Raw genomic sequence first — 13,273 nt, forward strand, 5'->3', positions numbered from 1 at the left:
TAATGACACGTAATACGGCCGTGACGCCAATTCGGTTTTGGCACGTCGTGCTGCCGGTGCACCGCCGGCGTCGGGAGGAAATTGCCGTGACAGCCCTGCTTCTTGCCGCCGCCGTCGTGCTCAGCCTTGCGATGGCCCTTGCCTTCGTGATCCAGCGCCGCACCGGCAATTCCGGCTGGATCGACACGATCTGGTCCTTTGCCGTCGGCCTTGCCGGCATCGGCGTGGCGCTCGCCGTTGCCGCCGACGCCAACCATCCGGGCCGGGCGCTTCTGGTCGCCGCCGTCGTCGGCCTCTGGTCGCTGCGGCTCGGCAGCCATATCGCGTCGCGCTCGCACGGGGCGGCGGAAGATCCGCGCTACGCCGACCTGAAAGAGGAATGGGGCGCCGATTTTCCGCGCCGGCTGTTCCTGTTCCTGCAGATCCAGGCCGCCGCCGGCCTGCTGCTGGTCGCCGCCGTGCTGCTGGCCGCCGCCAATCCCGCACCGTTTCCGACCCTTCTCGACGGCCTCGGCCTTGTCATTGCGGTGATCGCGATCGGCGGGGAGACCCTCGCCGACCGGCAGATGGAAGCCTTCCGCCGCCGCATGCGCGCGGAGGGCCGCAAGGGTGCCGTCTGCGATGCCGGCCTCTGGGGCTGGTCGCGGCATCCGAACTACTTCTTCGAGTGGCTGTTCTGGTTCGCCTTCCCGCTGATCGCGCTGGCGCCGGGTGGCGATCATGCGATCGGCTGGCTCGCCTTCGCCGCGCCGGCCTTCATGTATGTCCTGCTCGTTCACATTTCCGGCATCCCGCCGCTGGAGGCGCATATGGCGCGCTCGCGCGGGGCCGCCTTCGACGCCTACCGGGCGCGGGTCAGTGCCTTCTTCCCCTGGCCGCCGCGCACCGCCCCCGTGACCCATCCCCTCAAGGAGACCAACCGATGAGCCTGATCGCCACCGTGATCGACGCTGCCGAGCGTGCGCCCGTCCCCGACGTCCTGACCCGCGCCGGCATCGACTTCCTCGTCGGCCGCACCCGCCGCCGCCTGGACCAGACGTCCGTGGAGCTGGAAGAGGCCTTCCTGCGCGGCATGACCGACTTTCCGGTCGCCGCCCACACCGACGCGGCCAATGCCCAGCATTACGAGGTGCCCTCCGACTTCTTCGGGCTGACGCTCGGCCCGCGGCGGAAATATTCCTGCTGCCTCTACCCCGCCGGCACCGAGACGCTGGCGGCGGCCGAAGAGGCGGCGCTGGCCGAGACCGTCGCCCACGCCGGCCTTGCCGACGGCCAGACCATCCTCGAACTCGGCTGCGGCTGGGGCTCGCTGACACTCTACATGGCCCAGAAATATCCGCGCGCGACCATCCTCGCCGTCTCGAACTCCACCTCGCAGCGCCGCCATATCGAGGGCGAAGCCGCCCAGCGCGGCCTCGGCAACGTGCGGATCGTCACCGCCGACATGAACGACTTCCAGCCCGATGGCCACTTCGACCGGATCGTGTCGGTGGAGATGTTCGAGCACATGTCGAACTGGCGCGAGCTGCTCGGCCGGGTGCGTGGCTGGCTGGCGCCGGAGGGCCGCCTGTTCCTGCACGTGTTCACCCACAAGAGCCGGTCCTACCGCTTCGACCACCGCGACGAGGCGGACTGGATCGCCCGCCATTTCTTCACCGGCGGCATCATGCCGAGCCACGACCTGCCGCACCGCTTCCCCGATCTCTTCACCGTCGAGGACGAATGGCGCTGGAGCGGCACGCACTACGCCCGCACCGCCCGTGACTGGCTGGCGAACATGGACGCCCGCGCCGCGGAAGTGGACCCGGTGCTGGCCTCGGTCTACGGCACCGATGCGAATCTCTGGAAGCGGCGCTGGCGGCTGTTCTTCCTCGCCACCGAGGGCCTGTTCGGTCATGCGGGCGGCGATGTCTGGGGCGTCGGCCACTATCTCTTGCGGCCCGCGGCGCGCTGATCCGCTCTCTCCGCAATCGTCCCGATGGACAGGGCGCGGCGCCTGCGCCATGTCCTGTCGAGGACAATGGCGGACGGGACGGATTGATGGCAGCGGAAACAGCGGCGACGGGCAGGGCGGCGAGCGGGCCTTTCGCGGTGCATCCGGCGATCACGGCAGAGGGCATCGACCGGCTGGTCGCGGCCTTCTACGCGAAGGCCCGCGCCGACGACCTGCTCGGCCCGGTGTTCGCCTCGAAGGTCGAGGACTGGCCCGCCCACGAGGCGAAGATCCGCGCCTTCTGGTCGGCGGTGATGCTGCGCAGTGGCGGCTACGACGGCCGGCCGCTGCCGGCCCATCTGCCGCTGCCGATCGACGAGCGGCATTTTGCCCGCTGGCTGGCGCTGTTCGGCGAGACCGCACGCGAGGTGCTGGCGCCCGAGGCCGCGGCAATCTTCGAGGCGCGCGCCCGGCTGATCGGCGCAAGCTTTCTCGCCGCGATCATCCCCGTCGTGCCGCGGTGACCTCGACCTCGACCTTGAACTCCGGCCGGGTGAAGCCGGAGACGATCAGCAGCGTCGAGGCCGGGCGGGGCAGGCGGGTGTAGCGGTCGCGCACCGCCATATAGACCGGGAAATGCGCGCGGTCGGTGACGAAGCCGGCAACCCGGATCACGTCGGAAAAGTCCATCCCGCCCCCGCGCAGGATCGCGGCCACCGCCTCGAAACACAGCACCGCCTGCGCCTCCACGTCGTCCGGCACCGTGTCGTCCGGCGCGATCCCGAGCTGGCCGGAGGTGACGAGCAGATCCGTGACGCCGGTCACCAGCAGCCCGTGGCTGTAGTGGCCGAAGGGGGCACGGACGGACGGGGGATTGAGCGGGCGTTTCATCGGCAGGATCCGTCGAAGAGAGGCGGGCGCAGGGTGCCGGTCAGAATTTCTCCATCTCGGCGCGCACCCTTGCAAGGAAGTTGCCGCGCGTGACGTCGGTGGAGCGGTTCATGTCGTAGTGGACGAGATGCACCAGCGGGGCAAGCGGGGCGATCTGGGCCCGCAGCACGCGGCGCACGATCCGGCGCGGCGGATCGCCGGCGAGAAACGCGCGGGTGCGGTGGGCGCCATAGGTCATCACCGCGCCGAGCTTCCTGATATGCCTGAGGCGCGGCTTGACCCGGCCGTCGACCATCTCGAACGACACGCCGGGCAGGAACACGCGGTCGAAGAAGCCCTTGAGCATCGCCGGCCAGCCGAAATTCCACACCGGCGAGACGATCACCAGCGCCTCGGCCGCCTCCAGCCGCCGGCACCAGCTTTCCACCCCGGCGCGGTTCGACGGGATGTCGTGATAGCCGAGCCGCTCCTCGCGGGTCAGCACCGGCGAAAAGCCTTCCGCATAGAGGTCGCAGTCGTCGACCTCGTGGCCGGCGGCCGTCAGGCCCGCCACCACCTCGGCGTGGATCGCCGCGTTGAAGCTCGTTTCCACCGGATGGCAATAGACGACCAGGACGCGCATCAGCCGTTCACCGCGTCGCAAGGCCGGGGAAGAGGAAGGTCTTGCCGGAGGAAAAATCGAAGTCGGGGTTTTCCCAGGCGATCATCTTGCCGGGGTTGAGCAGGCCCTTCGGATCGGTCTCGTGCTTGAAGGCGAGTTGCACCGCATCGGTGCGTTTCATGCCGCCCTCTTCCAGCGTGTAGCGGTGCGGGTTGAACACCGGGCAGCCATGGTCCTCGTGGATGCGGATGATCTCCTCCAGCCGCTCCTTGGTGGTGAAGCGCACCAGCGGCAGGCCGGAACACTGGATCTGGCCGGAAAAGCGGATGAACTCCAGATGGCCCGGCACCTCGTCGCCGAAGAGCTTGGTCATCTGCTCGACCTTCCGCACATGGTCGGGACCGGGATAGGCCACCTGCAGGTAGGTGATGGACGGATCGACCTTCAGCGCCCGCAACGTCGTGTGGTTCCAGGTCAGCTCGAAGGCCTGCGGCAGGCCCTTGAGGCTTTCGGCCGTGTCGGCCCGGAACAGGATCTCGCCCTTCGCCTTGGCCGCGAAGGCGAGGAAGGCGCCGATCGCCTGCGGCGCGACCATGGTGACCACCACCGACTGGTCGGGCCGCACATACTGCTTGTGACGCGAGAAGAACTGGTAGGGCACCGGCGCGGCGATCGGCGCGATCTCCTTGACCAGCAGGCCGTTCTCGTGGGCGAGCGCGTCGGAAAAGCGCACCGCGTCCATGAAGTCGTCGAAGCCGACCAGCACGTCGACCCAGTCGTAGGCCGCCGTCAGCGGCATCTCCACCTCGGTGATGATGCCGTTGGTGCCATAGGCGTGGGTCACCTTCTGGAGATCCCAAGCCGAGAGGTCGAGCACCCGCGGCTCGGCCTCCATGGTGACGACGCGCAGGCGCAACACGTTGCCAAGGTCGCGCAGGCCGCCCCAGTTGATCGAGCCGACGCCGCCCGAACCGCCGGCAACGAAGCCGGCAATCGTCGCGGTGTTGGCGGTGGAGGGGTGGAAGCGCAGTTCCTGCCCCGAATGCGCCCGGGCCTGCCGGTCGATCTCGGCGATGATCGCGCCCGGGCCGGCCACGACGCGGCCGGGATGGATTTCGCGCACCTCGTTCATCTTCGCCAGGCTGAGCACGATGCCGCCCGACAATGGCATCGCCTGGCCGTAGTTTCCGGTGCCCGACCCGCGCGGCGTCACCGGGACGCCGTGGGCAAAGGCCACCTTCAGCGTGCGGATCACCTCCTCTTCGCTGGCCGGCGAGACCACCAGATCGGCGGTGACGTTGTCGAGCTGGTCCTTCAGGATCGGCGAATACCAGAAGAAGTCGCGGCTCTTCTGCCGCACCAGCTTCGGATTGTCCTCGATGGCAATGCCGTCGAGCTCGGCCTTGATCGCGTCATAGTCGGGCATGGGATCCTCTTTGGGACGTGAGCGGGCACGGCGAAGGCGGCGATGCCCTGTCCGTCCGGAACGGAAAGGGGAGGTCGCGGGGCGCGGCGTCAGCCATCCCTTGCCCCCAGCAGCGCGTCGAGCTCGCGGTAGTCCGGCAGCGTGCGGTCGATCGCCCGGCCATCGCGCAGGACGATGCGGTCGGCCTGCGGCCGCGACAGGAGCTCGCTCCAGTGGCGCGCGGAAAACAGAATGAGATCGGCCGGATCGCCGACCTTGAGGCGGCCGATGTCCGGGCGACCGAGCATGGCGGCGGGCGCCGTCGTCACCACCCGTGCAGCGGTGTCCAGCGGATGATCGAGATGCAGGATGCGCACCGCCTCGCGGAACACCTCCACCGCGTCGAGATCGCCATAGGCATAGAAGGGGTCGCGGGTGTTGTCGGACGCGACCGCGACGTCGGCGCCGCCGGCGGCCAGTTCGTGGAACAGCGTGACGCCGCGCCAGCGCGGGGTGAGGCCGGCGAAACGATCCTGCAGATACATGTTGCACATCGGCAGCGAGACGATCCCGACCCCGGCCCGTGCGACCTTGTCGATGGTCCGCGCCGCTTCGTCGCCATCCTGCCGGGCAAGCGAGCAGCAGTGACCCGCGACGACCTTGCCCTCGAAGCCGTGTCGCAGCACCGCGTCGGCCACCGCCGCCAGCGTCTTCGCCCCCGGATCGCGGGTCTCGTCGATGTGGAAATCGATGTCGAGGCCGTGCTCCATCGCCGCCCCGAACAGGCGGTCGAGATCGGAGTCCAGTTCCGGCCCCATTTCCGGATGGCCGCCGATCAGGCCGCCGCTGCGCACGACCTGCGCCAGCAGTGCCTCGAAATAGGCCGGATCGCGCGTTGCCTCCACCGGCATCAGCGCGACCGCCTGCAACTCGATGCGGCCGGCCCAACGAGCACGCATCTCGCGAAAGAGATCCCAGGACAGGTCATGATGCGGCGGCAGGGAATCGAGGTGGGTGCGGACGAGCCTGGTGCCGTGGGCATAGGCGCAGCGCAGGCCGAACTCCATGCGCGCCTCGATGTCCGCCGCGCTCCAGTGCGCCATACGGTCGAGCCGCACCACCGACAGCGCACCGGCGAAATCCCCGGTCGGGTTCGGCTGGCGCGGCCAGATGTGGCCCTTGTCGAGGTGGGTGTGCATGTCGACGAGGCAGGGCCAGACCTGGCCGCCGCGCATGTCGTGGACCGGCAGCGCCGGATCGGGCGCGGTGCCGTAGGGCAGGATCGCCGCGATCCGCCCGCCTGCAACCACGATCGACGCCCGCACCAGCCCTTCCGTCGCCGGGGCATCCAGCGGCTCGGCCAGCGTGACGGCGGGCAGGCGGGCATCGTCCAGCACATAGGCCGGCGCGGTGGACAGGGGACCGGGGGCGTGAGGGGTCATGACGGTCATTTTTCCCGGCGGATGGCGCTTTCGTGCCATTTGTGGAGGAGGAGATGGGCGAGAAGGCTGGTCGCCGCATAGATCGCGACCCCGGCCGCCGACAGCAGCAGCAGGGCCGCGAACAGCCGCGGGATGTTGAGCCGGAACTGCGATTCGAGGATGCGGAAGGCAAGGCCCGAGCCGGCCCCGGCCGAGCCCGCCGCAAATTCCGCGACGACGGCGGCGATCAGCGACAGGCCGCCGGCGATCTTCAGCCCGGCGAGAAAATAGGGCAGGGCGGCCGGCAGCCGCAACAGCCACAGCGTCTGCATCCGGCTGGCGCCATAGAGCCGATAGAGGTCGATCAGGTTGTGGTCGGTCGACTTCAGCCCCTGCACCGTGTTGGAGAGCACGGGGAAGAAGGCAACGATGAAGGCGCAGATCAGCAGCGCCGTCTGGGTGGTCGGGGCATAGATCAGGATCAGCGGCGCGATCGCGACGATCGGCGTCACCTGCAGGATCACCAGATAGGGACCGAGCGCGATCTCGATCCAGCGCGACTGGACGAGCAGGATCGCCAGCGCCAGCCCGCCGACCAGCGCCAGAAACAGCGCGGAAAAGGTGATCTTCAGGGTCACGAGCAGCGCCGGACCCAGCACCTGCCAGTCGGTGACGAGCGCCCCGGCGACCCGCACCGGGCTCGGCAGGATGTAGTGCGGCACGGCGAAGGCCGTCACATACCACTGCCAGAGGCCGACGAGCCCGGCGAGCATCAGCACCGGCACCACGACCCGCAGCAGGCGCTCCATGCCGCGGGCCTCGGCCGGGGACGCCTTGCCGTCGGCAGAGGGCGAGCGGACGCCGCTCACAGATGGTCGGTCCCGGCGATGGCGGACACCAGCGAGGCGGAGGCGCGCTGGCAGAGGCGCACGTAGGTCTCACTGGTGCGCCAGCTTTCCGGCGTCTCTTCGGCGCGATCGACATCGATCCCGTCGATGATCCGGCCCGGCCGCGCCGCCATCACCATCACCCGCTGCGAGAGATAGACCGCCTCGAACACCGAATGGGTGACGAACACCACCGTCCAGCCGAAAGTCTCCCACAGCCGCAGCAGGTCGTCGTTGAGCTTCTGCCGGGTGATCTCGTCGAGGGCGGCGAAGGGCTCGTCCATCAGCATCACCACCGGCCGGGTCACCAGCGCGCGGGCGATCGAGACCCGCATCTTCATGCCGCCGGACAACTCGCGCGGATAGGCGTCGGCAAAGCCGCCGAGGCCGACCATCTCCAGCGCCTCGTCGATCCGCGGCCGCGCCGCCTTCATCGACAGGCCCTTCAGCCGCAGCGGCAGCCAGACGTTGCGGGCGACGGTCCCCCAGGGCATCAGCGTCGCCTCCTGGAAGACGAAGCTCATGTCGAGGTCCGGCCGCCCCGCGCCGTCGACCCTTGCCTGCGGCCAGTCGATCGTGCCGGTGGAGGGATCGGCGAGCCCGGCGAGCATGCGCAGGACGGTGGACTTGCCGCAGCCCGACGGGCCGAGCAGGCTGATGAATTCGCCCGGCGCGATGTCGAGATCGACGCCGGCCAGCGCCGTCGTCCCGGTCGAGAAGGTCTTGGTGACGCCGCGCAGCGAGACGAGCGGCCGGCCTGGTGCCTCGTGCGCAGCGGAGATCGCCGTGGCGTTCATGAGGTGCCTTTCGCGACAGCGACTTCTACCATGACAACAAGGGACATTCGCCGCAAAAGGCGGCTGCCGCAACCGCCTCAGCCTGCGCAGATGTTACTTCTTCAGCTCCATGCCGACGCCCTTGCAGACGAAGGAGGTGTCGTAGACCTTGGAGAGATCGAGGTCGGCCTTGACCACAGCGGCGGCGGTCATCTTGTCGTAGAAGGCCTTGACCGTCTCGGCGGTGAAGCAGCCGATGCCGCCCTTTTCCGTCGATCCGGATTCGACGATGCCCCATTCCTTCATGGTGTTGATCGAGAACGCGATCTGCCCGTCGGTCATCTCCGGGTTGTCGGTCTTGATCAGGGCGTTGGCAGCGGCGTTGTCGCCGTAGAGGTAATTGTACCAGCCGATGATCGAGGCATCCACGAAGCGCTGCACCACGTCCTTGTTGGCCTCGGCGAAGTCCTGGCGGGTCTCGATCAGGGTCGAGGGCGTGTCGAAGCCGGCGTCGGCCAGCAGGAACAGCTTCGGCTTGATCTTGCCCTCGGTCTCGATCGCATAGGGCTCGGAGGTGATGTAGCCCTGCTGCGCCGACTGCTTGTCGGCAAGGAACGGGCCCGGATTGAAGGTGTAGGGCTTGTACTGCTCGTCCCTGAAGCCGGTGAAGGCCGACTTCATCCACTGGAAATAGGTGATGTAGCCGTCCTTGCCCATGAACAGGGTCGCAGTTTGGCGAGATCCTCGAATTTTTCCATCCCGGCGTCCGGATGGGCGATCAGAACCTGCGGGTCCTTCTGGAAGATCGCCGCGACCTCGACCACCGGCACGCCCTGTTCGGCGGCCGAGAAGGTGCCGAGCAGGTTGCCCTGCATGTAGAAATCGATCTTGCCGCCGAGCAGCAGCGCCTGGTTGGCCGCCTGCGGGCCGCCCTGCACGATCGTGACCTTGAGGCCGTATTTCTCGTAGGTGCCGTCGGCAACCGCCTGGTAGAAGCCGCCGTGCTCGGCCTGGGCCAGCCAGTTGGTGCCGAAGCTCACCTCGTCGAGGGCCAGGGCGGAGGTTGCCGGAAACATCCCCGCTGCGGCGGCGAGGGCGGGAAGCAGCACTGCGATTGTCGAGACCTTGGCCATGTGAACCTCGTTCCTTCGCCGGTCGCCGCCGGTCCGGCCGCGCCCGGACGCATATTGATCCGGCGCATTGCGCGTCGAAAAGCATCAAATTTCGCACGTGTTGATGCCTTTCAGGCAGCACGCTATAGGTTTGCGCTGAAATCCGCGCCCTGCCTGCGGTGAAGGCACGAGGCACAGGCGTTGTCATTCGCGATTGAGAGGCAGGAGACGGGCTGGCGATGCTGCACTCGCGCAAGCTCCAGTATATCGACGAGATCGCCCGCTGCGGCTCGATCCGCAAGGCGGCAAGCCGCCTCAACGTCGCCTCGTCGGCGGTCAACCGACAGATCATTGCGCTGGAAGAGGAGATCGGCGCGCCGCTGTTCGAGCGCCTGCCGCGCGGCCTGCGGCTCACCGCCGCCGGCGAGCTCTACATCGAGCATATCCGCGAGGTGCTGAAGGACTACCAGCGGCTCGAAAGCCGGATCCGCGGACTGCGCATGCCCCAGGCCGGGCGGGTGTCGATGGTGACCACCGTGGGCCTTGCCGCCGGGCCGCTGTCGGACATCGTCGCCCGCTTCGTGATGGGCAACCCGCGCATCCGCGTGCAGCTCCGCTCCGACGGGCCGGCGACCACGCTGCATCCGGTGCTGACCGGCGAGGTCGACCTCGGCCTCGGCTTCAACCTGCCGGCCACGCCGGGCATCCGCACCCTCGGCAGCTTCTCGATCCCGCTCGGCCTCGTCGCCGCCGCCAACCATCCGCTGGCGCGGCGGGGCGTGGTGAACCTTGCGGATGCGGCCGGCGAGCCGCTGGTGCTCGCCCAGCCCGGCACCAGCCTGCGCAACGCCATCAACCTTGCGCTCAGCCCGCTGGCGATGGCGGTGGAGCCGCTGGTGGAGACCAACTCGATGGAGATGATGAAGAAGCTGGTGCGGGCCGGCGTGGGCCTGACCTTCATGAACCCGCTCGACGTGCTGGAGGACTGCCGGCGCGGCGACCTCGTCTTCCTGCCGATCGCCGACGACCACGTGCGCGACCAGCCGCTGAAGCTGTTCGCCCGCAGCCGCGCCCCGCTCGACGCCGCGACCAGCCTGTTCGTCGAATACCTGCTCACGGAGTTCGCCGCCCTTGTCGGCGAACTCCGTGCCCTCGGCTGGATGCGCGAGGAGCCGCCGGCGCCGGCGCTCGCTTGACTTCCCTGCCGGCGCGCGATTTTCATGGCGCCGATCCGCTGCCGTTCCGGCCGCCGCCCCATTCGAGGACATCATGAGCATCACCCGCATCGAACCCGGCGCCCGCATGAGCCAGGCCGTCGCCTACGGCAACCTGGTCTGGCTCGCCGGCCAGGTCGGCAACCCGGGGGACGACGTCGCCGCCCAGACCGCGACGGTGCTTGCCAACATCGACCGCCTGCTCGCCGCCGCCGGCACCGACAAGTCGAAGATCCTGTCGGCGACCGTCTGGCTTGCCGACATGGCCGACTTTGCCGCGATGAACCGGGTGTGGGACGGCTGGGTCGATCTCGCCAATCCGCCGGCCCGTGCCACGGGCGAATCGAAGCTCGCCACGCCGGACTACCTGGTCGAGATCATCGTGGTCGCCGCGCGGGACTGATCGCGGCACCCGCAACGGAGAGCCGCAGACGATGAGCCGCCCCGAAGGCAGGACCCGCCTCGACGATGCCGCCCGCGCCGGCTGGCTCTACTACATCTGCGGCAACACCCAGGACGAGATCGCCGCGAAGATGGGGATCTCGCGCCAGTCGGCGCAGCGCCTCGTCTCGCTCGCCATGACCGAGCGGCTGATCAAGTTCCGGCTCGATCACCCGATCGCCGCCTGCCTCGAACTGTCCCGCCGCCTTGCGGAACGCTTCGGCCTCGGCGTCTGCGAGGTCGTGCCATCGGACCCGGCGGCGACCTCGACCACCCTCGGGCTCGCCGAGGCCGGCGGGGCCGAGATCGAGCGGCGTCTGCGGGCCAGCGAGCCGGTGGTGATGGCGCTCGGCACAGGGCGGACCCTCAAGGCCGCCATCGACCAGCTGCCGCCGATGGAATGCCCGCAGCACCGGATCGTGTCGCTGACCGGCAACATCGCGCCGGACGGCTCGGCCGCCTTCTACAACGTCATCTTCTCGATGGCCGACGCGGTGCGCGCCCATCACTTCCCGATGCTGCTGCCGGTGTTCGCCGCCAGCCCCGCCGAGCGGGAGATGCTCCACGGCCAGCCCACCATCCGCAACACGCTGGCGATGGCGCGCAACGCGCGGGTGACCTTCGTCGGCATCGGCGAGCTCGGCCCGCGCGCGCCGCTGTTCCTCGACGGCTTCATCAGCGCCGGGGAACTCGATGAGCTCACCCGTGCGGGCGCTGCCGGCGAGATCTGCGGCTGGGTGTTCGACGCCGACGGCCGGCTGATCGAGGGCGACATCCTCGACCGCAACGCCGGCGCGCCGATCCCGCCGCGCACGACGTCCGACGTGATCGCGCTGGCCATGGGCGAGCGCAAGCGGCCGGCGATCGCCGCCGCCCTCAAGGGCCGCCTGATCAACGGCCTGATCACCGACGAGACCACGGCCGCCGCCCTTCTCGCGGAGTGACCCGGGTCCGGCAGGGTGAGTCCGCAGGCCCGGCCCCGGCAGCGACGGCACCTCTCATCCGAAGCGGGACAGGGGCAGGGGCTTTCCCCGTGACTCGACCGCAATCCGGCCGCATCTTTTCCGCCGAAGATAAACTTCTGATTTCTCACGGAGAAGAGCCCGGTGCTCGGCATCGTTGTGCACCGCCGCGACGAATCCGTCTTGACTTGTCCACCCATCGAATGAGTATTTGCCCGCAACAAAGACATTTGCTCATTCTTTGTCAGAGGACAAGATGACCATCAGGACCCTGTTTCTCGGGGCGTGCTCGCTCGTGGCCCTCACATCGCTCGCCGGCGCCGAAACGCTGACGATCGCGACCGTGAACAACGGCGACATGATCCGCATGCAGAAACTGACCGGCGACTTCACCAAGGCCAATCCGGACATCCAGCTCGAATGGGTGACGATGGAGGAGAACGTCCTCCGCCAGAAGGTGACGACCGACATCGCCACCAAGGGCGGCCAGTATGACGTCATGACGATCGGCACCTACGAGGTTCCGATCTGGGCCAAGCAGGGCTGGCTGATGCCGCTCGAGTTCGGCGCCGACTATGACGTCGACGATCTGCTGCCGGCGATCCGCGACGGCCTGTCGGCCGACGGCAAGCTGTTCGCCGCGCCCTTCTACGGCGAAAGCTCCATGGTCATGTACCGCAAGGACCTGATGGAGAAGGCCGGGCTGACCATGCCCGACGCCCCGACCTGGGACTTCATCGCCGACGCGGCGAAGAAGATGACCGACAAGGACGCCGAGGTCTACGGCATCTGCCTGCGCGGCAAGGCCGGCTGGGGCGAGAACATGGCCTTCCTCACGGCCATGGCCAACTCCTTCGGCGCCCGCTGGTTCGACGAGCAGTGGCAGCCGCAGTTCGACGGCGAGGCCTGGAAGAAGACCCTCACCTTCTACACCGACCTGATGACGGAAGCCGGCCCTCCCGGCGCCTCGTCCAACGGCTTCAACGAGAACCTGGCCCTGTTCCAGACCGGCAAGTGCGGCATGTGGATCGACGCCACGGTCGCCGCCTCCTTCGTGACCAACCCGAAGGAATCACAGGTCGCCGACAAGGTCGGCTTCGCGCTCGCCCCCGACGCGGGTCTAGGCAAGCGCGGCAACTGGCTCTGGGCCTGGTCGCTCGGCATCCCTGCCGGCTCGCAGAAGGTCGAGGCGGCCGAGAAGTTCATCGCCTGGGCGACGTCCAAGGACTATCTGGAACTCGTCGCGGCCGAGGAAGGCTGGGCCAACGTGCCTCCGGGCACCCGCGCCTCGCTCTACGACAACCCGAAGTACCAGGAAGCGGCGCCCTTCGCGAAGATGACGCTGGAATCGATCAAGGCGGCCGACCCGACCAAGCCGACCGTCGATCCGGTGCCCTACACCGGCGTGCAGTTCGTGGCGATCCCCGAGTTCCAGGGCATCGGCACCGCCGTCGGCCAGCAGTTCTCGGCGGCGCTCGCCGGGACCATGTCGGTCGACCAGGCGCTCCAGAGCGCGCAGGCCCTGACGCTGCGTGAAATGACCAAGGCCGGCTACGTCAAGTAAGTCGGCCGCCCGAAAGACACGTCGGTCCGACACCGGATCCCGCGGGGAGAGCATCCGCCGCGGGAT

The 13,273-nt window shown here is 68.5% G+C and carries 13 protein-coding genes and 1 pseudogene; 7 read left to right on the plus strand and 7 right to left on the minus strand.

The genetic code is table 11. The features are described from left to right. Positions 1-86: 86 nt before the first annotated feature. The 3 genes from A6302_RS03010 to A6302_RS03020 all read left to right on the plus strand — a co-directional run bounded on the left by A6302_RS03010 (position 87) and on the right by A6302_RS03020 (position 2,457). Positions 87-926 carry a DUF1295 domain-containing protein gene (locus tag A6302_RS03010; protein ID WP_245293886.1) on the plus strand — a complete coding sequence of 280 codons (840 nt, stop codon included), beginning with the start codon at positions 87-89 and terminating at the stop codon, positions 924-926. Continuing rightward, complete coding sequence (locus A6302_RS03015; RefSeq protein ID WP_069305807.1) at positions 923-1,954, plus strand: SAM-dependent methyltransferase; 1,032 nt, start codon at positions 923-925, stop codon at positions 1,952-1,954. The genes A6302_RS03010 and A6302_RS03015 overlap by 4 nt, the downstream gene beginning before the upstream one ends. 86 nt (positions 1,955-2,040) lie before the next feature. Then, positions 2,041-2,457, plus strand: coding sequence for a group III truncated hemoglobin (locus tag A6302_RS03020; protein WP_069305808.1), 417 nt, complete (start codon positions 2,041-2,043; stop codon positions 2,455-2,457). On the opposite strand, the gene A6302_RS03025 is transcribed toward A6302_RS03020, so the two are convergent. From A6302_RS03025 to A6302_RS03055, 7 genes and pseudogenes are all read right to left on the minus strand, one after another. After that, positions 2,435-2,824 carry a RidA family protein gene (locus A6302_RS03025; protein ID WP_069305809.1) on the minus strand — a complete coding sequence of 130 codons (390 nt, stop codon included), beginning with the start codon at positions 2,822-2,824 and terminating at the stop codon, positions 2,435-2,437. The two genes, A6302_RS03020 and A6302_RS03025, sit on opposite strands and share 23 nt — an antisense overlap. Positions 2,825-2,864: 40 nt before the next feature. Then, positions 2,865-3,446, minus strand: a complete 582-nt coding sequence (locus tag A6302_RS03030; protein WP_069305810.1) for an NAD(P)H-dependent oxidoreductase — start codon at positions 3,444-3,446, stop codon at positions 2,865-2,867. A gap of 7 nt (positions 3,447-3,453) precedes the next feature. Beyond that, on the minus strand, positions 3,454-4,851 hold the full coding sequence (locus tag A6302_RS03035) for an FAD-binding oxidoreductase (protein ID WP_069305811.1): 1,398 nt from the start codon (positions 4,849-4,851) through the stop codon (positions 3,454-3,456). Between the two features lie 89 nt (positions 4,852-4,940). Then, on the minus strand, positions 4,941-6,272 hold the full coding sequence (locus A6302_RS03040; RefSeq protein ID WP_069305836.1) for a cytosine deaminase: 1,332 nt from the start codon (positions 6,270-6,272) through the stop codon (positions 4,941-4,943). Positions 6,273-6,277: 5 nt separating this feature from the next. Further along, complete coding sequence (locus A6302_RS03045) at positions 6,278-7,060, minus strand: ABC transporter permease (protein WP_069305837.1); 783 nt, start codon at positions 7,058-7,060, stop codon at positions 6,278-6,280. A 56-nt stretch (positions 7,061-7,116) separates the two neighbouring features. Further along, the gene (locus A6302_RS03050) at positions 7,117-7,935 is read right to left on the minus strand and encodes an ABC transporter ATP-binding protein (protein WP_069305812.1); all 819 of its coding nucleotides are present in this window, start codon (positions 7,933-7,935) and stop codon (positions 7,117-7,119) included. 93 nt (positions 7,936-8,028) lie between these two features. Then, positions 8,029-9,047, minus strand: a pseudogene (locus A6302_RS03055) (ABC transporter substrate-binding protein). Positions 9,048-9,265: 218 nt separating this feature from the next. Here A6302_RS03055 and A6302_RS03060 point away from each other — a divergent pair. The 4 genes from A6302_RS03060 to A6302_RS03075 all read left to right on the plus strand — a co-directional run bounded on the left by A6302_RS03060 (position 9,266) and on the right by A6302_RS03075 (position 13,207). Further along, positions 9,266-10,222 carry a LysR family transcriptional regulator gene (locus A6302_RS03060; protein WP_069305813.1) on the plus strand — a complete coding sequence of 319 codons (957 nt, stop codon included), beginning with the start codon at positions 9,266-9,268 and terminating at the stop codon, positions 10,220-10,222. A 73-nt stretch (positions 10,223-10,295) separates the two neighbouring features. Further along, positions 10,296-10,643 (plus strand): RidA family protein, encoded by a 348-nt coding sequence (locus A6302_RS03065; protein ID WP_069305814.1) that lies wholly within the window; start codon positions 10,296-10,298, stop codon positions 10,641-10,643. A gap of 31 nt (positions 10,644-10,674) precedes the next feature. Continuing rightward, positions 10,675-11,625, plus strand: coding sequence for a sugar-binding transcriptional regulator (locus A6302_RS03070; RefSeq protein ID WP_069305815.1), 951 nt, complete (start codon positions 10,675-10,677; stop codon positions 11,623-11,625). 274 nt (positions 11,626-11,899) lie between these two features. Continuing rightward, the gene (locus tag A6302_RS03075; RefSeq protein ID WP_069305816.1) at positions 11,900-13,207 is read left to right on the plus strand and encodes an ABC transporter substrate-binding protein; all 1,308 of its coding nucleotides are present in this window, start codon (positions 11,900-11,902) and stop codon (positions 13,205-13,207) included. Positions 13,208-13,273 lie beyond the last annotated feature (66 nt).

The sequence above is a fragment of the Methylobrevis pamukkalensis genome (assembly GCF_001720135.1).
GTDB classification, from domain to species: domain Bacteria; phylum Pseudomonadota; class Alphaproteobacteria; order Rhizobiales; family Pleomorphomonadaceae; genus Methylobrevis; species Methylobrevis pamukkalensis.

What these genes read in the sequence shown, in the direction of transcription:
- A6302_RS03015 (WP_069305807.1), top strand. Translation starts at nt 923, where the DNA reads ATGAGCCTGATCGCCACCGTGATCGACGCTGCCGAGCGTGCGCCCGTC.
- A6302_RS03020 (WP_069305808.1), top strand. Translation starts at nt 2,041, where the DNA reads ATGGCAGCGGAAACAGCGGCGACGGGCAGGGCGGCGAGCGGGCCTTTC.
- A6302_RS03025 (WP_069305809.1), bottom strand. Translation starts at nt 2,824, where the DNA reads ATGAAACGCCCGCTCAATCCCCCGTCCGTCCGTGCCCCCTTCGGCCAC.
- A6302_RS03030 (WP_069305810.1), bottom strand. Translation starts at nt 3,446, where the DNA reads ATGCGCGTCCTGGTCGTCTATTGCCATCCGGTGGAAACGAGCTTCAAC.
- A6302_RS03035 (WP_069305811.1), bottom strand. Translation starts at nt 4,851, where the DNA reads ATGCCCGACTATGACGCGATCAAGGCCGAGCTCGACGGCATTGCCATC.
- A6302_RS03040 (WP_069305836.1), bottom strand. Translation starts at nt 6,272, where the DNA reads ATGACCCCTCACGCCCCCGGTCCCCTGTCCACCGCGCCGGCCTATGTG.
- A6302_RS03045 (WP_069305837.1), bottom strand. Translation starts at nt 7,060, where the DNA reads ATGGAGCGCCTGCTGCGGGTCGTGGTGCCGGTGCTGATGCTCGCCGGG.
- A6302_RS03050 (WP_069305812.1), bottom strand. Translation starts at nt 7,935, where the DNA reads ATGAACGCCACGGCGATCTCCGCTGCGCACGAGGCACCAGGCCGGCCG.
- A6302_RS03060 (WP_069305813.1), top strand. Translation starts at nt 9,266, where the DNA reads ATGCTGCACTCGCGCAAGCTCCAGTATATCGACGAGATCGCCCGCTGC.
- A6302_RS03065 (WP_069305814.1), top strand. Translation starts at nt 10,296, where the DNA reads ATGAGCATCACCCGCATCGAACCCGGCGCCCGCATGAGCCAGGCCGTC.
- A6302_RS03070 (WP_069305815.1), top strand. Translation starts at nt 10,675, where the DNA reads ATGAGCCGCCCCGAAGGCAGGACCCGCCTCGACGATGCCGCCCGCGCC.
- A6302_RS03075 (WP_069305816.1), top strand. Translation starts at nt 11,900, where the DNA reads ATGACCATCAGGACCCTGTTTCTCGGGGCGTGCTCGCTCGTGGCCCTC.